17 protein-coding genes and 5 pseudogenes are annotated in these 20,529 nt (G+C 59.5%); 11 read left to right on the top strand and 11 right to left on the bottom strand.

From position 1 onward, the window contains the following. Nucleotides 1-1,484: 1,484 nt before the first annotated feature. The 6 genes and pseudogenes from P0D89_RS34565 to P0D89_RS34590 all read right to left on the bottom strand — a co-directional run bounded on the left by P0D89_RS34565 (nucleotide 1,485) and on the right by P0D89_RS34590 (nucleotide 9,359). Entirely contained in the window at nucleotides 1,485-2,675 is a 1,191-nt protein-coding gene (locus P0D89_RS34565; RefSeq protein WP_408361732.1) for a collagen-like domain-containing protein, read from the bottom strand. A 37-nt stretch (nucleotides 2,676-2,712) separates the two neighbouring features. Next, entirely contained in the window at nucleotides 2,713-2,904 is a 192-nt protein-coding gene (locus P0D89_RS34570) for a hypothetical protein (RefSeq protein WP_408361786.1), read from the bottom strand. 260 nt (nucleotides 2,905-3,164) lie between these two features. Then, nucleotides 3,165-3,983, bottom strand: a pseudogene (locus tag P0D89_RS34575) (MFS transporter); the annotation flags it as partial. A 112-nt stretch (nucleotides 3,984-4,095) separates the two neighbouring features. Then, complete coding sequence (locus P0D89_RS34580; protein ID WP_408361731.1) at nucleotides 4,096-7,131, bottom strand: efflux RND transporter permease subunit; 3,036 nt, start codon at nucleotides 7,129-7,131, stop codon at nucleotides 4,096-4,098. Between the two features lie 21 nt (nucleotides 7,132-7,152). Then, nucleotides 7,153-8,190 carry an efflux RND transporter periplasmic adaptor subunit gene (locus P0D89_RS34585; protein ID WP_408377851.1) on the bottom strand — a complete coding sequence of 346 codons (1,038 nt, stop codon included), beginning with the start codon at nucleotides 8,188-8,190 and terminating at the stop codon, nucleotides 7,153-7,155. Between the two features lie 20 nt (nucleotides 8,191-8,210). Then, nucleotides 8,211-9,359, bottom strand: a complete 1,149-nt coding sequence (locus tag P0D89_RS34590; RefSeq protein ID WP_408361729.1) for a TolC family protein — start codon at nucleotides 9,357-9,359, stop codon at nucleotides 8,211-8,213. A gap of 303 nt (nucleotides 9,360-9,662) precedes the next feature. Between P0D89_RS34590 and P0D89_RS34595 the strand changes: the two genes are divergently transcribed. Genes P0D89_RS34595 through P0D89_RS34605 form a run of 3 tightly spaced genes read left to right on the top strand, consistent with a single transcriptional unit; the run spans nucleotide 9,663 to nucleotide 11,839 of the window. Further along, nucleotides 9,663-10,337: a response regulator gene (locus P0D89_RS34595; RefSeq protein WP_408361728.1), complete on the top strand. Its 675-nt coding sequence runs from the start codon at nucleotides 9,663-9,665 to the stop codon at nucleotides 10,335-10,337. Continuing rightward, nucleotides 10,301-11,638 carry an ATP-binding protein gene (locus tag P0D89_RS34600; protein WP_408361727.1) on the top strand — a complete coding sequence of 446 codons (1,338 nt, stop codon included), beginning with the start codon at nucleotides 10,301-10,303 and terminating at the stop codon, nucleotides 11,636-11,638. Before P0D89_RS34595 ends, P0D89_RS34600 begins: the two co-directional genes overlap by 37 nt. A 9-nt stretch (nucleotides 11,639-11,647) precedes the next feature. After that, nucleotides 11,648-11,839: a hypothetical protein gene (locus tag P0D89_RS34605; protein WP_408361789.1), complete on the top strand. Its 192-nt coding sequence runs from the start codon at nucleotides 11,648-11,650 to the stop codon at nucleotides 11,837-11,839. Between the two features lie 84 nt (nucleotides 11,840-11,923). Here P0D89_RS34605 and P0D89_RS34610 read toward each other — a convergent pair. The 5 genes and pseudogenes from P0D89_RS34610 to P0D89_RS34630 all read right to left on the bottom strand — a co-directional run bounded on the left by P0D89_RS34610 (nucleotide 11,924) and on the right by P0D89_RS34630 (nucleotide 14,290). Then, nucleotides 11,924-13,248 (bottom strand): annotated as a pseudogene (locus P0D89_RS34610) (Nramp family divalent metal transporter). Between the two features lie 65 nt (nucleotides 13,249-13,313). Continuing rightward, nucleotides 13,314-13,538: pseudogene (gene copM, locus P0D89_RS34615) on the bottom strand (CopM family metallochaperone); the annotation flags it as partial. A 2-nt stretch (nucleotides 13,539-13,540) separates the two neighbouring features. Then, a pseudogene (locus P0D89_RS34620) lies at nucleotides 13,541-13,651 on the bottom strand (YncE family protein); the annotation flags it as partial. 6 nt (nucleotides 13,652-13,657) lie between these two features. Beyond that, nucleotides 13,658-13,855 carry a heavy-metal-associated domain-containing protein gene (locus P0D89_RS34625; RefSeq protein WP_408348672.1) on the bottom strand — a complete coding sequence of 66 codons (198 nt, stop codon included), beginning with the start codon at nucleotides 13,853-13,855 and terminating at the stop codon, nucleotides 13,658-13,660. A 192-nt stretch (nucleotides 13,856-14,047) separates the two neighbouring features. Then, nucleotides 14,048-14,290 carry a hypothetical protein gene (locus tag P0D89_RS34630; RefSeq protein WP_408361726.1) on the bottom strand — a complete coding sequence of 81 codons (243 nt, stop codon included), beginning with the start codon at nucleotides 14,288-14,290 and terminating at the stop codon, nucleotides 14,048-14,050. 262 nt (nucleotides 14,291-14,552) lie between these two features. Between P0D89_RS34630 and P0D89_RS34635 the strand changes: the two genes are divergently transcribed. The 8 genes and pseudogenes from P0D89_RS34635 (at nucleotide 14,553) to P0D89_RS34670 (ending at nucleotide 20,422) form a co-directional block, all read left to right on the top strand. After that, on the top strand, nucleotides 14,553-14,855 hold the full coding sequence (locus P0D89_RS34635) for a hypothetical protein (RefSeq protein ID WP_408361725.1): 303 nt from the start codon (nucleotides 14,553-14,555) through the stop codon (nucleotides 14,853-14,855). Further along, nucleotides 14,852-16,285 carry a TolC family protein gene (locus P0D89_RS34640; protein WP_408377852.1) on the top strand — a complete coding sequence of 478 codons (1,434 nt, stop codon included), beginning with the start codon at nucleotides 14,852-14,854 and terminating at the stop codon, nucleotides 16,283-16,285. The genes P0D89_RS34635 and P0D89_RS34640 overlap by 4 nt, the downstream gene beginning before the upstream one ends. 1 nt (nucleotide 16,286) lies before the next feature. Further along, complete coding sequence (locus P0D89_RS34645; protein WP_408361723.1) at nucleotides 16,287-17,582, top strand: multicopper oxidase domain-containing protein; 1,296 nt, start codon at nucleotides 16,287-16,289, stop codon at nucleotides 17,580-17,582. A 58-nt stretch (nucleotides 17,583-17,640) separates the two neighbouring features. After that, nucleotides 17,641-17,988, top strand: a complete 348-nt coding sequence (locus tag P0D89_RS34650; protein WP_408376415.1) for a copper-binding protein — start codon at nucleotides 17,641-17,643, stop codon at nucleotides 17,986-17,988. 67 nt (nucleotides 17,989-18,055) lie between these two features. Continuing rightward, entirely contained in the window at nucleotides 18,056-18,430 is a 375-nt protein-coding gene (copC, locus tag P0D89_RS34655) for a copper homeostasis periplasmic binding protein CopC (RefSeq protein ID WP_408361722.1), read from the top strand. Then, nucleotides 18,430-19,371: a CopD family protein gene (locus P0D89_RS34660; RefSeq protein WP_408361785.1), complete on the top strand. Its 942-nt coding sequence runs from the start codon at nucleotides 18,430-18,432 to the stop codon at nucleotides 19,369-19,371. The genes copC and P0D89_RS34660 overlap by 1 nt, the downstream gene beginning before the upstream one ends. Nucleotides 19,372-19,733: 362 nt before the next feature. Then, nucleotides 19,734-20,108: pseudogene (gene cueR / locus P0D89_RS34665) on the top strand (Cu(I)-responsive transcriptional regulator); the annotation flags it as partial. A 116-nt stretch (nucleotides 20,109-20,224) separates the two neighbouring features. Further along, nucleotides 20,225-20,422, top strand: a complete 198-nt coding sequence (locus P0D89_RS34670) for a heavy-metal-associated domain-containing protein (RefSeq protein ID WP_408361721.1) — start codon at nucleotides 20,225-20,227, stop codon at nucleotides 20,420-20,422. Nucleotides 20,423-20,529: the final 107 nt, after the last annotated feature.

The raw sequence follows: 20,529 nt of genomic DNA on the forward strand, positions 1-20,529 counted from the left end.
TGGGTAAGGCGGGCATCTACATCGAGCAACGGACCGTCTACTGTCTGCCGAACAGGGGCAGCCGCTTGGCAGGCAGTCGAGCGCATGTGTGCTGGCGACCTGCAGTTGTTGCCGGTCGAGCTGCCCATGTTCCATCGTGACGACGCGTTGCAGAAGTGCTATCGCACGACGGCGTTGAGCATCGCAACGGCGCTTTCCGCACATTCATCGGTACCTGCGTTGCAAAGGTATTCAAGACGACGGAGGCGAAGCACGCAGGCAAGTCGCACACACCTCTGTCGCCACCTGAACCACTAGCCGCCTTAAGAGGACACGCCAAGGCACACACCTCGTGGGCGATGGCGGCGTCCAGCGCCTTGAAGTAGGTTCGGCGGGAAATCTTGCGCATGAGGCTCCGATGTCGGTGGGTTGTCACGGCGCCCCGGACCGGTCATCGGTGCAGGGGGCGCAAATGAGTAAAGCAACCACCGCCTCTGTTCGACCTTTCCTAAAATTTTAGCTTGCGCACCATCGCTGCATTCTTCCGGGAGAACCGGGATTGCCTGCGTTCGGCGCCTGGAAAGGGCGTGCCGGCCATGCTTCTCGACACGCTGAGTTCTTGCTAAAGGGGTGACGTCCTTCTTGCGCATGCACCGGCAAGCGTGCCGCGCCTGGCGCATTGCTACCGGAAGAAGTCCCATGTCGCTTGTGCGCACCGTCCGGGGCAGGGATGGCGGGCCAGCGGTATCGGGTTCCGTCTCATCGCGATGAGGGACCTTCGCCGGCGGTTGCATTGCAAAGCAGTCCGGCCGATGGTCTGCGGGAAACGGGTACGGAGAGAATCCGGTACGCTCTGGCGCGTGACCACGCAAGGCGAGTACGCCGGGTGTGCCCATCGATTGCGCCGCGGAACGCTCCATCATTGCCTGACGGGCGACGTCAGTGAGTTCGCCGCGTGCAAGACACGGTCGTGGAGACCACCTTCCTGTGGCGATGTCCGTCGCCCAGCGTGAAAGCATTCGCGTCAGCCATGACGGGGCTCGTGCCCTTGCGCGCGCCTTCCAGAAAAGCCCATTACTTTAAGAAGAGTTTCTCGGTTTTCTTTTTAAAGAAGAGAGTCTTTTGGGATGTCAGGAAACTCTCTTTAGAACCTCTAGGCACAGCAGTTTAAATGTCGGCGCTCGAACTCTTCGCTTGTTCAGTTGGGAATGTAACGTGGCAAGCCAGCACCGTAAAGGGGGGGAGCGCGCTGGCGCCAGAACTCCATCGTCCGCGTATACCTGCAAACGCACAGCGCGCGCTCGCAGCGACCGCTGCGCAAGCTGCGGCTGGGTGGTGCCGTCGAAGGGGAATACAAGCAATTGCCGCACGTGCCGACACTCGCCACTTGACTTCGATGCCTCGCGCTGAGCAAAGTGGTCATTAGTTAAGCAGAATTGCACACCGCCTAAAGAGCTCCAAAGCGAAAAGGGATTATTCTGGCAGAGAGAAAGCACGCCTACAATTTACGTGTCTGGACTGTTGCCCGCTTTCGACGTCTTCGCTCCGCGCAACGCCACCCGCTGGTCGAACCTCAGCTTGGCCATGTCCATCTCGTGCGCCTGTTTTACTTTCAACGTTGCGAGTTCTAGCTCGGCTAGGTTCTTCTTGCTGGCCGTTTCGTCTAGTAACTTCTTCGCAAACCCATAGCAGATGAAAACCACACCAAGGACGAGTGTATAGGCGCAAACAAAGATAAATAGCTTTTCCATGAATGCAATCGCCAGATACGCAAAGAACCACGCTGCCACCAGAAGAACGATAACTTCTATCAACGACGCTCCGCGTGACCACCCCCGATATCTACGAAGTTCAGCCTGGTACTCTTTGGTTCGCTGTACGAAGTCATCCTTGGAAAACTTGTCGATTTTTGCCTCACGCTCGTCCTCGGTCATCCTGGGTGACGGCACTATTTCTCTTCTTGCATACTCCCTGGATTCCCGTTCGGTAGGCGGTTGACCCGGGTCTAATTTGTTCTTCTTTTTTTCAATCAATGCGAGAATAATCGGGCTTAAGGCCGTGACGAGACCAGAAAGGCCGGTTAAGAGATAGTAAAAAAGTGGCTGCGAGAATCCTTCATGACAGTTCTTGCAGTTCGGAGTGCCTTTAAACCCGCTGTCTAGTGGCCATTGCCAAGGAAGCCCAAGCAAAGGGGACGACCCCGGAGCACCCATGGCACCTTGGGTGCCGTCTTTACCCGGAGTGCCGGGTTCACCTCTATCGCCTCGGTCACCTTTTTCGGCCCGGTCTCCTCTTTCACCACGGTCACCCTTTTCTCCGCGTTCACCTCGGTCGCCTGTATCGCCTCGCTCGCCCTTGGCCCCAGGGTCGCCTTTCTCCCCCTTTATTCCCGAGTCCCCTTTTTCACCCTTTGCTCCGCGCTCGCCATTTATACCGGGCTCGCCTTGACGACCCATTGTCCCAGGTGTGCCACTTGCGCCAGGGTCTCCCTTTTCGCCCTTCGCACCTGGAACGCCGCTTGTTCCTGGGTCTCCCTTGTCTCCCTTTGGGCCCGGAGCACCCATATAGGCGACATAGACGCTGCCCGTGGCTGCATTATCTGAAGGATGTGCGTTAGTTCCGGGTAGCCCACGATTCGCGCAGCCGGATAGTGCTATTGAGAACGCCACAGCTGTCAAGACCAGTAACCGTGTCATCGCATCCTCTCGTCGTCCCGACGCCGGTGGGTGCCAATCACGCCGCGTGTGGACCGTGGCGGACCAAACAGCGAAATAGACCAAGATTCTGAACAACTCTAGGACAAGGCATGCGGTCACGCAAACCGTGCCTGCGCGGGTCGGACAGCGTCCCGAGGAACCCGACATCACAGGTCGGGAAGCAGCCAACGTAGCGCAACGTTCGCATGACAGCTTGTCTCACCGTCATTGGCTGTCCCGTGTCGGCATCGACAATCTGCAGGCTAAATAATCGCTTTCCCGGGTTGTGTCACAGATGGCCCACATGATGTCAGTCACGAGGACCGGATTGCATTGCACGACGGTCAGCCCCAAAAAAACAGCCGAGCCGAACTGTGCCGGCGCACTCAGCAAGTCATCTGCCGATGGACCAAGAGGGACGAAAAGCTCAAACGCAGTTCACCAAAAGCTATCAGGAAACAACGCAAAAGCCCGGTGGCAATAGGTGGCGTAAGCTGAAAGCGCGTACACGACATTCATTATGACCAGGACGAGGGGAACCAGTGCTATCGGAACCCCCGCCCGCATTGCGCGCAGCACGAGGAATGCTTCACTGAACCGCGCGAGCGTGAAGACTGCGCCGACGCCGACCACCCACCAGTATTCACGCGAGAGTTTCTTCAGGTTTTCGCGCGTGACTGGATTGACGCGTTTCGCTTCCGGCTGCCGCGCGGGTTCCCTGATACCGAAAACCAGTAACGCAACGGCAACGAGCCCGGGCACCATCGCCACCCAGAACACCAGACGGAAGTTGTCGGCCCACAGCAGCATCAATACAACCGCAAGCAAGGGCCCAAGAAATGCGCCGACCGTATCGAGTGATTGTCGAAGGCCATAAGCCGCGCCACGCAGGTGCACGGGTGTGATGTCGGCCACGAGCGCGTCGCGCGATGCACCCCGAATACCCTTCCCGATGCGGTCGACTACACGCGCGGTCAGCACGAAGCCGGCCGTGGGCGCGAGCGCAAATAGCGGTTTGCTCAGCGCACCAAGGCCGTATCCAATGACGGCGAGCCATTTGCGGTTACCCAGGTAGTCGCTTAGTGCGCCGGAAAACACCTTGACGATGGGAGCCGCCGCCTCGGCAACGCCTTCAATCAGGTCCACCATCACGGCGCTCGCACCGAGACTCGTCATGAGAAACATTGGCAGAAGGCTGTGGATGATTTCCGACGAGATGTCCATGGACATGCTCACGAAGCCGAGCATCCAGACGCCACGCGGGATTTGACGGAGCGTACCGGGGCGCTCAGTGGAATCAGTCTGCACGTGTCCTCTGTTCAGGGAAGAGCCGCCTCGACGCTCACATTGTCGCGCATTCATGCAACAGAACGGTGAAGGGAGACAGCCTGCTGCCAGGCGTTCTAGCGCCCGCCCCGGCCTATGATGCCTTTTGGAGCTGCCGCTCGCGCCTGTACACATAAAGCGCCGGCAGCAGATTGGTGCTGAGCAGGCCGCTCCAGACTAGCCCGCCCAGCGTAACGATGGCCAACCCCTGTTCGGGCGCTGCACCTTTGCCGAAGCCCAGTGCGGTCGGCAAGAGGCCCAGCGATGCTGTCAGGACTGTCAGCAGAATCGGCCGGAACCGCACCTCGACCGCGTCGCGCACGGCGTCGACCACGGACAACCCCTGCGCTTCGTTTCGTTTCACCAGTTGCAGCAACACGATGCCATGGTTCAGGCTCACCCCAATCAGGGTGAGAAAAGCAATCAGACCGATGGCGTTCAACCCAACACCGCTCAACGCCAGGGCGATTGCTCCGCCCGAGAACGCCAGCGGCATTTGCAACAAAAGCAGCCCCGGCACAAGCAGCCCATCGAATTGCAGCGTCAGGATGCCAAGCATCAAGGCCAACGCAACGACCGCCGCAACACCCACGTTAATCGCTGCGCGTTCAAGTTGGGGATACAGTCCGCCGAACTTCACTTCGTACCCTGTTGGCAGCGAAAGCGTCGAAAGCGCCTGCTTTGAAGCAGATATCACCTGTCCCAAAGGGGCAGTCGGAGTCGCGAGTATCTCGACCGCGCGCAGCCCGTTCAGATGCCTGATGACGTTCGGTCCGGTCGCCATACGTACGTCAGCAACCTGGCCTAACGCGACCCAGCCGTTCGCCATGATGGGAAGCTGATTGAGCTGCTCGATGGACAGGTGCGTCGGGTCCGCCAGTCTCACAAACACGTCCAGGTGGCCGTTGCCTTCCGGAATCGTCGCAACTGTCTGACCGGCCAGCAGGATGTGCAACTGGGAAAAAAGCTGCGCCGGCGTGATGTCATGGAGCGCAAGGCCGTCAGGATTGGGTGTAATTCGCAGTTCGGTGATGGGATAACCGTCGTTGTTGAAGACGTCCGAGAGGTCCGACACGCCAGCAAGCCGACGAGTGACTTCGGTGGAGAGAGACTGAAGGGATTCAATGGAATCGCCGTAGACATCGATGACGAACGGTTGCGGCAAGCCCGAAAGCGTTTCGCCAACCCGCTCGAGCGTCGGTGTCCCAATTACAGTCTGGACGGCAGGGAGCTTCGACGCGTCCAGAATCTGCTTGCCGATTTTATCGAGGCTGCTCGCGTTCACATCGGGCTTGAGCGCAATCTGAATCTCGCCTGCGTAGGCAGGCTCGGTGTAGGACGTCCCCGACGCAGAGCCGACACGTGAAAACACGTGCGCCACCGGTTCGAGACCGAGCAGGCGCTGGGTGATGCGGTCTGCCGCATCCTCGGCATCGTGCAATGAAGTTCCAGGGGGCAGCGTAAAGCTTTCGAGCAACACGGCCTCGTTCGGCAGTGGCAGGAAATCGACCGGCACCAGCACAAGTCCGGACACAGAGACCGCGAAAATGGCTACGCAAGAGCAGAGGGAGACCCGAGGACGACGCAGCGCAAAGTCGAACAGGCGCAGGTTTTGGCTCTTGAGCCACGCGACAGCACGCGAACCGGATGTGGCGTGTTTCTCGATATGAGGCCCGATGAATCCCAGCACGAGCGGAATCAGGCTCAACGAAATGAGCAGCGACGCAATCAGGCTGACTGTCATCGCGACAGAGAACGGGACAAAGAACAGCCCCGCCAGGCCACCCACGAACACGAGCGGCAGGAACACCGCGACGGTGGTCATCGTCCCGGAAATGTCAGGACCAGCGATGTCGCGCATCCCTCGCGCGACACCTTCCCACCTGCCGTCGCCAGCCTCCCAACGGTGGTAGATGCTCTCCAACACGATGATGGCGTCATCAGCGAGCAGGCCGACCGCGACTGACAATGCGCCGAAGGTCAGCAGATTCAGTGTCTGTCCCATCAGGTACAGCCCTGCGATACCGAGCAGTAGCGAGAGCGGGATACTCAACGCAAGGGCCCATATCCCGCGACTCGCGCCGAGCATCCAGAACAGGACGCCAACCGCGAGCACAGCCCCTATGGCGAGATTCCTGGTCAAATCGGCAGCGACGACGCCGACAATATGCCCCTGACTGTAGATGCGCACGAAGCGTGCGCCGCCGGGCAACTGAGGTTCGAGCTCCCGCAGCGTTTTATCAACCTCGTCGACGACCGGTAGCGTCGAGGCGCCGGGCTGCTTGAACACAATGAGCGCGATGGTGGGCCTGTTGTCGAGTTTGACCGTATGGTGCGACGGAAGCGCAGTCCGGACAACGTCCGCAATCGAGCCTAGTGGAACTATGTTCCCGGCTGCCGCGACAGGCACGCGGGCGAATTCGGAAGGCTTCGTCGGCAGGCTTCTGCCTTCCATGAAAACGTCCTGGTGTCCGAGGTCGACATATCCACTCGGCACCATTGCAGTCGTCGCATCGAGCGATGCCGCGAGCGCCGATGCAGAGACATTGAAACGTTGTAGCTTCGCAAGGTCGGGGCGCACCCATATCGCATCCGCTCCGGGTCCGGCGACCGACACACGCTGCACGCCCGGGACCGCCCGGACACGGGGCACAAGATTTGACTCGATGATGCGCTGCACCTGTGGCGCATCCACGCCGCCCGGAACCTGGATTGCGTAGTCGGCAACCTCGTTTATCGCGTTGCCGGAAATTTCCGTCGTCAGGCTTGTGCCTTTCGGCAGCGCACCGTTAATGCGCCCGACGACACCGTTGACTTCCTGCAACGCACTTGCAGCGGTGGTGCCTTCCACGAATCGCGCTTCAATCTTGACGGAACCCTGGCCCACGACCGTTCGCACGTCGCTCAATGACGAGAGCGACGACAGTTCGGCTTCGACGGGCCGCGCAATCAGCCCCTCCAGGTCCAGAGTCGTAGCTCCGGGCAGCTGGGCGACAACGCTCACCTGTGGCATGTTGAACTGCGGCAGGACCTCGGCGTGGATATTGAGGAGCGCATAGATGCCGTAGGCAATCAGCGCTGCATACAGCATGACCCAGAGCAGCGGCCGTTTGGCGATATCTTTGAGCATCTTCTTGTTGGCAGAGGAGCGTCAGTCGGTGTGCTGGTAACGCGTCGCGAAGTCCTGGTGAAAGAGAAGATATGAGTCTTGCGTCACGACCCGCTCACCTTGCGCGAGTCCTTGCCTGATTGACGTCCAGCCACCGTCGGATAGACCCGGAATCACCTGGCGTCGGCGGTTACCGCTCCTGTCACGCACCAGTACCCACCATTGGCCGGCGTCGAGAATGAACGCGGTGGATGGAATGGCTAACCGTTTGTCGTCAGATATGGTCAAAGAAACTGTGCCGACCGCTCCCGGCAAAAGCGCGGTTCCCTTTACGGCATTGAGCCAGACTTCAAGTTGACCGGGCGTGGTAACGCTCCACGACACGTGCTCCACGACCACGTCGATGTGCGCATTCGCACCCTCGGCAAGGAAGACCCCTTTTTTTCCGGCGGCAACCGACGAGGCATTACTTCCATATAGATTCGCTACTACGTGAAGACCACGCGCGGGGACCACAGTTACCAGCGCCTGGCCGGCACTCGCGTATTGACCATCGGCCGCATTGACCGCCGTCACCACGCCCGTCTCCGGCGCGCTAATCACGGCGAGGCTCGCGTAGTTCCGCGAGGCCGACTGTGCCGCTATGAGTTGCTGACGTGCAGTATCGAGTTCGGCGCGCACGCGGATAACGGCATCGCGCGTGCTGAGTTGCTCATCAAGCTTTTGCTGTTCGATGGCGACAGCCTGGGTTGCCGCAGACACCCGTATCTGGGCCGACTTCAGGTCGGCAGCAAGGCGCGCACTGTCAGTTGATACGGTGGGCCCCGTCAGATGCGCAATCGCTTGCCCACTCCGCACCGTTTCACCGGGGAGAACGCGCAAGCCGGAGATGACGCCTGCCGTGGGCGCGCTGAGCACGGTGTTGGATGCTGCCTGCACGCGTGCGGGCGCCGAGAATGTCGTTACGACGCGCTTCTCTACGACAGGCATCGTCACGATGTCCTGGGCGAACGCGCGACAGCCCGGCACGGACCAAGTACCAATGACTGCGGCAAGGAGAATCAACCGGGTCGAATTCACTGAAGGTCCTTGCTTAGCGGCTAGTGGTCAATCGCGCTCACGCCAATCAAGGTGCAAAGCTCGACCTGCTGTTGAAGTACAGAATTCGCGAGCTGTGTTCTCGCGATACGTTGATTCAGCAGCCGCGATTCAAGGTCAGCCAGTATCGGCAGCGTCATATCACCATCGCCGTAGGCGACTCGCGCCAGCTTCACCGACGCATCGAGCGTCGCCTCTGCTGAGATTGCCTCGCGAAGCTGTTCGCGAAGCAGGCTCAACTCCGAGCTGAGTCCGTCGACAGCCGTGTATGCATCTTCGAGCCTTTGGCCGTATTCCTGATAGAGGGCTTCCCGAGTAGCCTTCTCGACTGCGATATTTCCCCGGTTACCGTTGAACAGGGGAAGCGTCACCGAAACGGTAAGCCCTGACGTGTAGATGGCTGTCGTGTCCCGACCTCGTGTGACTCCGATGTCCAGCCGAGGGAACTGACCCAGGAGCGCTGCGCTATAGCGTTCGTCCTGTTCGGCATACCCGGCACGCAGAGCCAGCAAATCGGGGCGACGCTGCCCGAGGTCTGAGAGCGCATTGACGAGGATGTCCTGCGGAACGTCGAATGGCTCGGGTGGAGGCATAAGGGTCAGGTGCGTACCGGGGCGTCGTTGGAGCAGTGTATTGAGCTCCCGTCCTGCCCTGAGATGTTCCTGCCGCAGCGTGCCTAACTGTTGGACGCTGTCGCGGTAAACGATTTCCGCCTGCACGGCCAGGTCACGTGTCACGTCGGTACGCACGAGTGCCTTTTGCATTCGCTCAGTGACACTCCTCTGATGGACCACGAGGTTCTCGACGTCGCTCTCCAGACGCTCGAGGCTTATGTTCAGAACATAAAGCGCATACGCGTGGTTCGCGACCTGCCATTTCGTCCATTCCAAAGCGAGCCGCTGCTTATCACGAGCCTCAGCTGCGGCTCGCTTCTTCGCCGGACGGTCAGCGAGTGCGGACACTTCGTAGCTGAGCCCCACCATGAACGCCGGGACGAATCCTGCCGCGCCAGGACGGTCCGTACTGAAACTGAGTGTTGGGTCCGGCAGCAGGCCGTCCGCGTACTGCCTGGCGGTGGCGATATCGAGTTCGCGCTCTCCACGACGGATATCCGGGCTATGCTCGAGCGCTTGCTGGACGACCTGGTCCACAGTCAGCGCAGGAGTCGGTGCAGCAACGTCATCAGGCCATTGCGGCTCGTCTGGAAGCGGTCTGGGAGCATAGGAAACACATCCATGCAACGCCAATGCGAGCGCTAGAACCATGAGACGGGCGACTCGCGCGTGCGCAGATGTACCGGTGTGCTGTCGACCAGTTGCCGAATCCCTGCTTTGCAACCTACTATCGAAAGCGCCATGGTTCACGATGCATATCCGATTGGAACAAGCCGTTCGGATATTAGTCCGCGACACTTAGTTTTGACTTAGCACCTGCTTCCGACCTCGGTGAGACGCATGAGAATTCTGCTCGTAGAAGACGATGAAATGATTGGCGACGCAATCGTCCAGGCGTTGAGGGACGCAGCCTATGCGGCTGACTGGGTTCACGACGCTGAGTCAGCCACGGGCGCGCTGTTGGGACGCGAGCACGATGTGGTGCTTCTGGACCTGAACCTGCCGAAGCGCGATGGCATAGACGTGCTTCGGTCGCTGCGGGCCGGAGGCAGCAAGGCTCCGGTCATCATTCTCACGGCGCGCGATAGCGTTGAGGACAGAATCGTTGGTCTGGACGCAGGCGCCGACGACTACCTTGTGAAGCCATTCGAAATCGGCGAGCTACTCGCACGCCTTCGGGCGGTGACCCGACGACTCGGCGACCATGGCGATACCAGGATGACCAGCGGAAATCTCACGCTGGACTCAGCTACTCACCTCGCGGTGTACGGCAACACCGAATGCCGGCTGACGAGTCGGGAGTTTGCCCTGTTGAGCGCGTTATTGATGAGGCCGGGGACGGTTCTGTCGAGAAACGAACTGGAGCGGAAACTTTACGCCTGGCAGGAACAGGTCGATAGCAATGCCGTGGAGGTCCTGATTCACGGCATCCGCAAGAAACTGGGTGCGTCTGTCATTCGCAACGTGCGAGGTGTGGGATGGTTGGTGGACAAAGAAAACAATCACGCTCTCTGACGTCGCAACTGTCGGCGTGGATTGGCTGCGTAATTGTGGGCGTAGGTGTGATTGCCTGTGGGCTGTCGTTCGTGTTCGCTTACCAGGAAGCAAGGGAGTTACAGGACGGGCAACTGAAGGAAATCGCTGCGTTGATTGATAGTCGGGCGCTTGCGTTCAGCGGGTCTCGACCATCGATTGAGAGCTCCCAGGACGCGGACGTCAAAGTGGTAATCGACAGGTTGAGCGACGCGACGACGGGCATCGCGCAGGCCGCCGGACTCGTGATTCCCAAGACCATCACTGACGGCTTTCACGACCTGGATGGCAACGGGCAAAGCTGGCGCGTCAATATCCGGACTCTCCACAGCGGCGAGCGCGTCGCCGTTGCAGAACCGTCTGCATTGCGCGACGAAATTGCGCAGGATGGCGCGATGAGAACACTCGTACCCATGCTCCTGCTGTTACCGGCGCTGTTCATGGTAATCGTGGTGATTGTAAGAGCCAAGCTGGCTCCTCTCACACGTCTTGCAAGCGTGGTGGACCGCCAAACCGACATGTCGCTTGAACCGCTTCCTGAAGATGGTATAACCAGCGAAGCATTGCCGTTTGTCAGGTCGATTAACCGGCTGATTGCACGATTGAGGGAGGCCATCAGTCATCAGCGCCGGTTTGTCGCGAGCGCCGCACACGAATTGCGTTCGCCGCTGGCGGCGTTGTCGCTGCAGGCGGGGAATCTGGGAACAACAATTACGTCGGCCGATGCCCGTGAGCGGCTCATGGCACTGCAGTCAGGATTGCGCCGCACCCACAGGCTGGTGGAACAACTGCTCACATTGGCGAGGTCTGAGCAGGGAGCTTTGGAGCAACCGACCAGGGTATCACTGCGCGCCGTGGCAACCGAGGTCATCAACGCCACGATTGGCCTTGCTCGCGAGAAGGATATCGACCTCGGGTTCGAGCATTTCGATGAACTGGAGGTGGTTGTCGATGCATCGTCACTCACGGTGGTGCTGAGAAACCTGGTCGACAACGCGGTGCGATATACACCAGCCGGCGGCAAGGTGGATGTGTCCGTCGTTCGTGCAGGAAGCGAGGTAGTGTTTGAAGTTGCAGATTCGGGCCCCGGCGTTCCGGACGCGGAACTCGAGCGTGTGCTGGAACCTTTCTACCGACTGGACCACTCCATTGCATCAGGAAGTGGACTCGGTCTTTCCATCGTTTCGGAAATTGCACGGCGGACAGGCGGGCGCCTCGCGCTCGAAAACGTCGTAGGCGGATTTCGTGCGCGTTACTTCCAACCATTATGGCAGCAAGGCTGACAGCGCACGATGGAGCATGCGTACGTCCAACTGTTGCATCTGCTCGCTGGTCACCCGGCATGGTCGCTCACGGTCGTTTTCCTTGAGGCCATCGCGCTCGATGCTCACGACAACTGGGGCGCAGGCCTCGGAGCAACCGTACTGGCCAGGGTGGATTGTCATGGCGTTGCGGTGGCGCTGCTGGCGTCACCCGAGGAATGAATGGCGCGTCGTTGCCTCGTTGCGTGCGCGTGTTGGACGTACCCAGGAAGAAATCGTCGCGCTCTCAGTCCAATAGTGAGTCCGTCAACCAGCTAGTAGCAGCGACAGGTCCGGAAGCGCTACGTCAAAGGTTTGTAATAACAAGAGTGCGTTGAGCGACAGGACCGCAGTCGCTGCTACCGTGGCCAATATGGTAGTGAACGTGCGGTTCTTGCGAACTCCCATGATGTCCTGTCGACAACTAAACCATAGCAGCGCCATCATCGGAAACGGCAAGGCAAGACTCAACACGACCTGGCTGGTGACGAGCGCATTGGTCGCGTTCACCCCGAAACCAACAACGACAAAACTGGGCACCATTGTCACGACCCTTCGCACCCAAAGCGGGATACGAAAGCCAATGAAGCCCTGCATAATCATCTGGCCAGCCATCGTGCCCACGACCGAACTGGATATCCCGGAGGCGATTAAGGCAAGGAGAAAAATGCCTGCAGCGCCTATGCCCAGCAGCGGTCCCAGTGTGTGGTATGCCGTCTCGATTTCGGCGACATCAGGGTGTCCCTCGTGGAATGCGCCGGAAGCCATGATGACCATGGCCATATTAATCAGACCGGCGGTGGCCAATGCGATGACGACCTCGAGGTTCGAATACGCGAGCAGCGTGGTGCGTTCAGCTTCTGTCTTAGGGAGCACGCGACTTTGTGTCAGCCCCGAATGGAGAAACAGCGCATGTGGCATGACTGTCGCGCCGATAATGCCGACAGCAATAGTGAGCGCTTCCGAATCCGGAAGGTGCGGCGCGAACGTATGCACGAAGACTGCTGGCCAGGCAATCGGTACGATGAATAGCTCGGCCAGGTATGACAAGCCAATCACGCCGACCAGTCCACCAATTGCCAGTTCGAGTGGACGGAAACCCGCGCGCTCAAACAACAGAAGCGCATAGGTCACGAGAGCGGTGACCACCATGCTGACAAACAACGGCTGTGGAACAGTAGTGACAGGCCGATTGCTCCGCCCAGAAACTCGGCCAAATCCGTTGCCATCGCGGCCACCTCGCTCACACCCCACATGAGAAGGACGAGCGGCTTGGGGAAGTGTTCGCGGCAAAGCTCCGCGAGGTTTCGCCCGGTAACTATCCCGAGTTTTGCGGAGAGCGCCTGAAACAGCATGGCTATCAGGTTTGCCAGCAGCACAACCCAGAGGAGCGTATAGCCGTACTTCGCGCCGGCCTGAATGTTCGTCGCGAAGTTCCCCGGGTCCATGTAGGCGATTGAGACGACCACCGCCGGGCCGAAAAATGGCAGGAACACCCGCGCGCCTCGACCTTCGAGCCGCTCCCGCATCGCCGACGTCGTTTGCTCCGTCAGGGTTTTACGTCTGTCCTTGCGACGAGCACGGTCGTCCATTGCCACTCCAGCCTGTCACCGGCTGCACGCACTGCAGGTCAGCAGTCTGTCTGCGCATTGCAGCATCATTTGCCAGCGCGCTTGGCCTGCCACTTCTTCATGTACGCAATTTCCTCATTTTGTGCCTTGATGATGCTCTTGGCCAGTCGCTTCATGTCGGGGTCCTTGCCGTACTTCAGTTCCACCTTCGCCATATCGATGGCGCCCTGATGATGGGGAATCATGTGCGCCACGAATTCCTTGTCGGTGTTGCCACCGTATGGCGGGGCGCTCATCTCCTTCATCATCTTTCAACCGAGTTCCCGACAATCAATGACTGATTGTCGGGCGTCGCCATGAGGTGATGGGGTTCCTTGCCGACAGCAATCGTGTCGACGACTTTCTGCGTCGCTTCGTCAATCAGGCGTCGTCAGCCTTTGACCGTGGGATGGAATCCTGCCTCTTCGATGACGGCGACCAGTCGGTCCGATGGCAGCGCCGAATCGATTTTCACGACTTTGGTGGTGACATCGATGTCCAGTTTGGCTGCCGGGTCAACACTGTTGACCGCGCGAGTGATTGAGTTTGCGCACCCGCCGCATGACATATCTTTGACTTCGAACTCCATTTTCTGCTCCATTAGCAAATCGGAATCCGAAGCTTGAACCTTCCCATGGCGGGAAGGTCAAGTACTGCGACGCGTCTGCTCGCGAGTCGTCGTCGCAGGTCAGAGGCGGGGCAGGAAAACAGAGAGCGAAATCGCCAGAGCGCAGTTACACACTGACACGGTCACTGTCTTACAGCCTTCCTGAACTGCATGCTAGACTTCTGGACCATGTCCTATTGGCGCAAACTCTTCGTCGTCGTGCTGCTGATACTGAGCCTTCCGGTTCAGTCGTTCGCGGCCGTCTCCATGAAATGCGGGTCGTCGCATTTCGGGAATGAAGTCGCGTCTGCGCACCATGAAGACGCTGATGAGTCGCTCCCGCACCATCACACGCATGATGTGACAGTGGCTGGCAGCGACCATGACAGCCATCCCCATGGCGGCGATGTGCACCATGCACATTCGTGCTCGACATGCGCATCCTGCTGTTTCGGCGGCGCCTTGCCGGGCGCCCCCACGGTGGTGACATCCGCCGACGCTGTTCATTTTGCTCTTCCGATGCCCCGCTCCGACCGCATCGCGTCGTTCCTGACCGGCGGCATCGAACGTCCTCCCCGAATCTCCCTCGTCTAGTCCTTCTGTCGCGGCCGTAGCCGCGATGCGAAATTTCGACCTGATGGCCCGTCGGCTATCCAGGTGACTTACGACGAGAAAATCCATGCGAATGTTTATCTCGGCGCTAGCCGGGGCGGCGGCATTGTTGCCGACGCTCGTGCACGCCACTACTCCATTGCCTGACCCGACGGATGCGGCTGCATCGGTTCCGACGGTTAGCGTGCCGTCCGTCTTTGCGGACTATCAACCATACCGGGACCAGAAAGCGCCCAGCTGGCTGGAGCTCAACCGGGCAGTGACGACCTCGCCCGGAATGCCGGGGATGAGCCACAGCCAGATGCGGTCCGGCGGTGCCGGTGCCAAGAGTAACGACCCCACCTCTCATCAAGAGGAGTCGGCCAAATGATGCGGCATTTCTTTTCGTGCGGCCGCGTAATTGCTGTCGCTGCTGCGGTTGCGTTCCTTGCCGGCTGTACGACATTTTCGAAGGACGGCGGTTTCAATACCGTTTCGACGACCGCGTCGGAACGTCTTGGGAAAGACGCCGTTCTGGTGAAGACGGATGAGGACCGCGACGCTGTCTCAAAGCGGACGCAGGAACTGCTTTCAAAGCCGCTCAGCATGGATGACGCCGTGCAGATTGCGTTGCTGAACAATCGGGGACTGCAGGCCTCATACGGGGAACTCGGCATCTCCGAGGCCGACCTGGTGCAGGCCGGACGCCTGCCTAATCCGGGATTCACATTCAGTCGTGCGCATGGGAACGACTCCCTGAGCATCAATAGAACCTTTACGCTCAGCCTGCTGAATGTCCTGACGATACCGTTGGCGACGCGCATTGAGAGCAGCCGCTTTGAACAGACCAAGCTGCTGACTGCAGATGCGATGCTCAAGGTCGCGGCCGACGCCCAGCGGGCCTACGTCAACGCGGTTGCAGCCCAGCAGTCGGCCGCGTACGCGGAGCAGGTAAAGGATTCGGCTGAGGCCGGCGCCGAACTGGCATTGCGGATGCAGCAGGCGGCTAATTTCAGCAAGCTCGACTACGCGCGTGAGCAGGCCTTCTACGCGGACGCCGTTGCTCAACTGGCAAGGACGCGACAGCAGTCCGTCGCTGCTCGGGAGAAGCTGACCCGCACGATGGGCCTGTGGGGAGCGGGAACGCAGTACAAGCTGCCCGACCGTCTGCCGGACCTGCCTAAGGACCGTCCAGAGCTGAAGGACCTTGAGAGCTTCGCGATGCAGAACCGGCTGGACATCCAGGCGGCGAAGCGGCAGACGCAAAGCGTCGCAAGCTCGTTGGGTCTCAGCAAGGCTACGCGCTTCATCAACGCGCTGGACGTCGGGTATCAGAACAATTTCACGACATCCGACGGCCACGAACAGGGCTACGAAATCGGCGTCGAAATTCCCATCTTTAACTGGGGTGGTTCGAAGGTTGCACGCGCCGAGGCAATTTACATGCAGTCGGTCAACCGCGTCGCCGAGACCGCGATTAACGCACGGTCCGAAGTTCGCGAGTCGTACTCGGCCTACGTGACCGACTACGACGTCGCAAAGCACTACCGCGACGAGGTCGTACCAATCCGCAAGACCATTTCCGACGAACTCATGCTTCGCTACAACGGCATGCTCGCGAGCGTGTTCGAACTGCTCGCTGATTCGCGCGACCAGGTCGGCGCGGTGAACGGCTATATCGACGCGCTGAAGGACTACTGGCTCGCCGAGACCGACCTGCAACAGGCGCTCGGTGGCCGTCTCCCGCCGCTCGCAATGGTCTCCGCGTCATCCGTACCGACGACGCAACCGGCGTCATCTACAGATTCCGAAGGTAAATGAAATGGTGTCACGTCGAGATTTTATTGGTGGCTCCGGGGCGGCGCTGCTCGGAGCAGCACTGGTCAGCAAGGCTGGCGCTGCGTCGCTGCCTGAGGCGCCCACGATGGCCAAGGCCACGATGCAACCGCCGCTCGCGCCTCCGAATGGCCGTCCCTATACGCCCGTTGCAACGCTGAACGGCTGGTCCTTGCCCTGGCGCATGAAGAACGGCTGGAAGGAATTCCACCTGACTGCAGAGCCCGTGGTACGTGAAATGGCACCCGGCATGAAGGCGAATCTCTGGGGCTACAACGGCCAGGCGCCGGGGCCGACCATCGAGGCAGTGGAGGGCGACAAGGTCCGCATCTTCGTGACCAATAAGCTCCCCGAGCACACCACCGTCCACTGGCACGGGATGCTGTTGCCGTCGGGAATGGATGGTGTCGGCGGCCTCACGCAACCGCATATCCCTCCGGGAAAGACGTTCGTCTACGAATTCGAGCTCGAGAGACACGGCACCTTCATGTATCACCCGCACGCCGACGAGATGGTGCAGATGGCGATGGGAATGATGGGCACCTTCATCGTGCATCCGAAGGACCCAACGGTGATGCCCGTCGACCGCGACTTCGTGTTCATCATGTCCGCGTACGACATTGACCCAGGCAGTTTCACGCCGCGCGTCAATGAGATGACCGACTTCAACATGTGGACATGGAATTCGCGCGTGTTTCCGGGTATCGACCCGTTGCCCATCCGTGCTGGCGACCGCGTGCGTATCCGCTTCGGCAATCTCACGATGACCAACCACCCCATCCATCTGCACGGTTACTCCTTCGAAATAGCTGGCACGGACGGTGGCTGGATTCCGAAGGGCGCGCGCTGGCCGGAGGTCACATCCGACGTCGCGGTCGGCCAGATGCGCGCCATCGAATTCACGGCGAACCGGCCCGGCGACTGGGCGTTTCACTGCCACAAGTCGCACCACACGATGAACGCGATGGGACACCAGGTACCGAATTTCATTGGCGTACCGCAGAAGGACCTCGCGAAGCGTATCAACAAGCTGGTGCCGGACTACATGGCGATGGGCAGCACGGGTGGCGCAATGGGCGAGATGGAGATGCCCTTGCCCGATAACACGCTGCCGATGATGACCGGCACCGGCCCCTTTGGCCCGCTGGAAATGGGCGGCATGTTTAGCGTCGTGAAGGTTCGCGAGGGGCTGGGGCGCAACGACTACCGCGACCCGGGCTGGTTCAAACACCCTAAAGGAACGGTCGCCTACGAATACACCGGTGAGCTACCGGAGAGCTGATTTTTGTCTGGCCGGCATGCAGCCGGCTCAACTTTTATTTAACGCACGGGAAAGAGTGATGAAGAACGTATTTGCATCGATTGCAGTTAGCTGTGCATTGGCAATCTCCGCATCGGCCTATGCGGCCGGCGACATGGGCAACATGGACATGAGCAGCAGCAGTGCCAAACCCGCCGGTGAAAACGCCGCCATGTCACATGGGGAAATCAGGAAGGTCGACGCTGCAGCCGGGAAGCTGACCATCAAAGCCGGCCCGATAGAGAATCTGGGCATGGAAGCCATGACGATGGTGTTCAAGGTGAAGGACCCGGCAATGATTTCGCAGGTCAAGGTCGGCGACAAGATTGATTTCGTGGCCGAAGAAGTGAACGGCGTCGCGACGGTAACCAAGCTGCAGAAGCAGTAATGGTGCACGGGGTGTTGCCATTAAAAGCAGGCAACACCTACTTTGACTATTCAGGATGCGCAAGAACATGAAAACATTCACTCGCAAGCACTTGATGGGACTAGCTACGACAGCCGTCATCGCATTCATGCCGGCTGCTGCGTTCGCGCACGGCAAGCTCGAGAGCGCCGTCCCGGCCTCCGGTGCCACGGTCGACGGGGCACCGGACACGTTGCGACTCACGTTCAACGAGGACCTGGAATCCGCCTTCAGCACCGTGAAAGTAACCGACGCAAACGGCACCGCTGTGAGCAAGGAAAAGGCCAAGGTCGATGCCACGAATCCGCGCGTGTTGACCATTGCTGTCCCGAAGCTGTCGTCGGGTTCCTACTCCGTGCAGTGGGCCGTCATGACACATGATTCCCATAAGACGAAGGGTGCATACGGCTTTCAGGTGAAGTGATGAACGACGGTCTCCTCGGCATCCTGCGGCTCGCGTTCGTCGCTCTACAGAACCTCGGCTTTGCAGTTGTTGTCGGCGTGCTGCTCAGTGACCGGTGGCTCGCGCGCCGACCCTCACCATGGCAGATAGGCGTGAGCCGGCGGCTGGTTCGCGCTCTACGTATTGCGTCGGTCGGCGTACTGATGTCCAGCGCATTTGCATTCTGGATTCATTGCGCGTTGATGAGCGACTCCACGCTGCTGGAGGCGGGGCCTGCAATCCGCTCGATGCTGGTGGAGACCGACTTTGGTCATGCCTGGTCGGTTGGCGAGGGACTGATGCTGTGCGTGGTCATCCTTTCGTTCATGCAGACGGGCAAGTCGATTCGATTTCCGCTAGCCATCTGGTTGGCGGTGGCTGGTGTCGCCCTCGCTCGAAGCAATGGGGGCCATCCGGTCGACGCTGGCCTTTTCAGCCTGCCTGTATGGGCGGACTGGATGCACCTGCTCGCTATCAGCACGTGGGTGGGCCTTGTGCTGGTTGCGACCTACGTTGTGATGCCGCGTTTGTTCGAAGCGGAGGGAACTGAGCATGTGAACATTGGTGCGTTCGTTCAGTCGCTCTCGGACGCTGCCACGTTCGCGCTGATTTTGCTGTTTGCTACCGGTGCGTACAACGGGTGGCGCGGCGTCAATTCGGCAGGCAACCTGGTCGGTTCGATTTATGGACAGATTTTGCTTCTGAAACTTGCGCTGGTGCTCGTTGCCGCCGCACTCGGCGGGCACAATCGCTTCTTTCAGATGCCCAGCCTATTGGCGTCTTTGACAAATGCGTCATCGACATCGCCGGTACGCCACCTCAAACGCTTCGCCGCTGTCCTGCATGTCGAGTCGCTGGTCCTGGCGGGCGTGCTGGTCGCTGCTGCCGTGCTTGCCTCCAGCCCGCTGCCGGACACCTGGTAGCCAGTTCGGCAGCGTTTGTTTCTCACGTCCACGATGGTCACCGCCGCAGGGTCAATTGAGGGCTCAGCCAGCCTCGATTGACTCCCCAGGCAAAGGCCATCTTTTACAGGACCCGACCGCATGTTCGGGTCCTTTTTTTATGGCTCCGAGCCTTGACAACGAAGCAACAGATTCACGTCAAGGCAGCATTCGCCGCCAGCGGCGCGAGCTACGGCAGCCCGCGTGTGATGCATGAACCCACATCGAGAACCGCTTGCACTATCCGCCGCCTGGAGCGGTGGCGCACACGCTTGACCTTCCCATCGTAGGAAGGTCCAAAGTGAAAAATGTGCGGTACGGACCGTGCTCTAAAGGGGCTCAATATGAACATTGGTGAAGCGGCGAAGGCGTCCGGCGTGTCGGCCAAGATGATTCGCCACTATGAGGAAACGGGACTGATTCGGCCGGCGAAGCGCACGCAGTCCAACTACCGCGTGTATTCGCCCAACGATGTGCAGGTGCTTCGGTTCATCAAGCAAGCGCGCCGACTCGGCTTTTCGATGAACCAAATCACCCTTTTGCTCGGGCTGTGGCAGGACGGCCGGCCGAGTAGCGAGGTCAAACGCCTGGCCCTGGAGCATATCGGAGAGCTGGAGCTGCGTATCCGCGAACTCGTTGAAATGAAAGAGACCCTCGAGAACCTGGCGAAGCACTGCAGAGGCGATTCTCAACCTGAATGCCCAATCCTGAATGACCTGACTGCAACGCCATTGACCCAACGCGGTCATGAGACGGTGGCCTGCGGTGGCGCGCTTGACCTTCCAGTAGGGGGAAGGCCAATGCTGGATTCATTCAGCATGAACGGAGAGAAGAAATGGAATTTGAAGTGAAAGACATGACGTGTGGTCACTGCGCGGACCTCATCACGAAAGCGGTAAAAGACGTGGACCAATCCGCGATGGTCCACCTATACCTTGACCAAAAGCGGGTGAAGGTTGTGTCTGACTCGTCGCCCGATGAGTTTCTGCATGCAATCTCCGAGGCGGGTTACAGCCCGATGTCGAAAGATTGACTTGCGCCCCGAGCCTCCCTTGGCTCGGTTGTGGTTATCAATCAGGTGATGAAAATGGAAGCAACAGTGCCGCAGACCGGTGGTAGAAAGCCGACCAAAGAATGGGA

Origin of the sequence: Paraburkholderia sp. RL18-085-BIA-A (assembly GCF_046027075.1) — a bacterium.
Lineage (GTDB): Bacteria > Pseudomonadota > Gammaproteobacteria > Burkholderiales > Burkholderiaceae > Paraburkholderia.

Excerpts from the sequence above, each read along its gene's own strand:
- P0D89_RS34565 (WP_408361732.1), bottom strand. The coding sequence starts at position 2,675 with ATGACACGGTTACTGGTCTTGACAGCTGTGGCGTTCTCAATAGCACTA.
- P0D89_RS34570 (WP_408361786.1), bottom strand. The coding sequence starts at position 2,904 with ATGACGGTGAGACAAGCTGTCATGCGAACGTTGCGCTACGTTGGCTGC.
- P0D89_RS34580 (WP_408361731.1), bottom strand. The coding sequence starts at position 7,131 with ATGCTCAAAGATATCGCCAAACGGCCGCTGCTCTGGGTCATGCTGTAT.
- P0D89_RS34595 (WP_408361728.1), top strand. The coding sequence starts at position 9,663 with ATGAGAATTCTGCTCGTAGAAGACGATGAAATGATTGGCGACGCAATC.
- P0D89_RS34600 (WP_408361727.1), top strand. The coding sequence starts at position 10,301 with ATGGTTGGTGGACAAAGAAAACAATCACGCTCTCTGACGTCGCAACTG.
- P0D89_RS34605 (WP_408361789.1), top strand. The coding sequence starts at position 11,648 with ATGGAGCATGCGTACGTCCAACTGTTGCATCTGCTCGCTGGTCACCCG.
- P0D89_RS34625 (WP_408348672.1), bottom strand. The coding sequence starts at position 13,855 with ATGGAGTTCGAAGTCAAAGATATGTCATGCGGCGGGTGCGCAAACTCA.
- P0D89_RS34630 (WP_408361726.1), bottom strand. The coding sequence starts at position 14,290 with ATGGTGCACATCGCCGCCATGGGGATGGCTGTCATGGTCGCTGCCAGC.
- P0D89_RS34635 (WP_408361725.1), top strand. The coding sequence starts at position 14,553 with ATGCGAATGTTTATCTCGGCGCTAGCCGGGGCGGCGGCATTGTTGCCG.
- P0D89_RS34640 (WP_408377852.1), top strand. The coding sequence starts at position 14,852 with ATGATGCGGCATTTCTTTTCGTGCGGCCGCGTAATTGCTGTCGCTGCT.
- P0D89_RS34645 (WP_408361723.1), top strand. The coding sequence starts at position 16,287 with ATGGTGTCACGTCGAGATTTTATTGGTGGCTCCGGGGCGGCGCTGCTC.
- P0D89_RS34650 (WP_408376415.1), top strand. The coding sequence starts at position 17,641 with ATGAAGAACGTATTTGCATCGATTGCAGTTAGCTGTGCATTGGCAATC.
- copC (WP_408361722.1), top strand. The coding sequence starts at position 18,056 with ATGAAAACATTCACTCGCAAGCACTTGATGGGACTAGCTACGACAGCC.
- P0D89_RS34660 (WP_408361785.1), top strand. The coding sequence starts at position 18,430 with ATGAACGACGGTCTCCTCGGCATCCTGCGGCTCGCGTTCGTCGCTCTA.
- P0D89_RS34670 (WP_408361721.1), top strand. The coding sequence starts at position 20,225 with ATGGAATTTGAAGTGAAAGACATGACGTGTGGTCACTGCGCGGACCTC.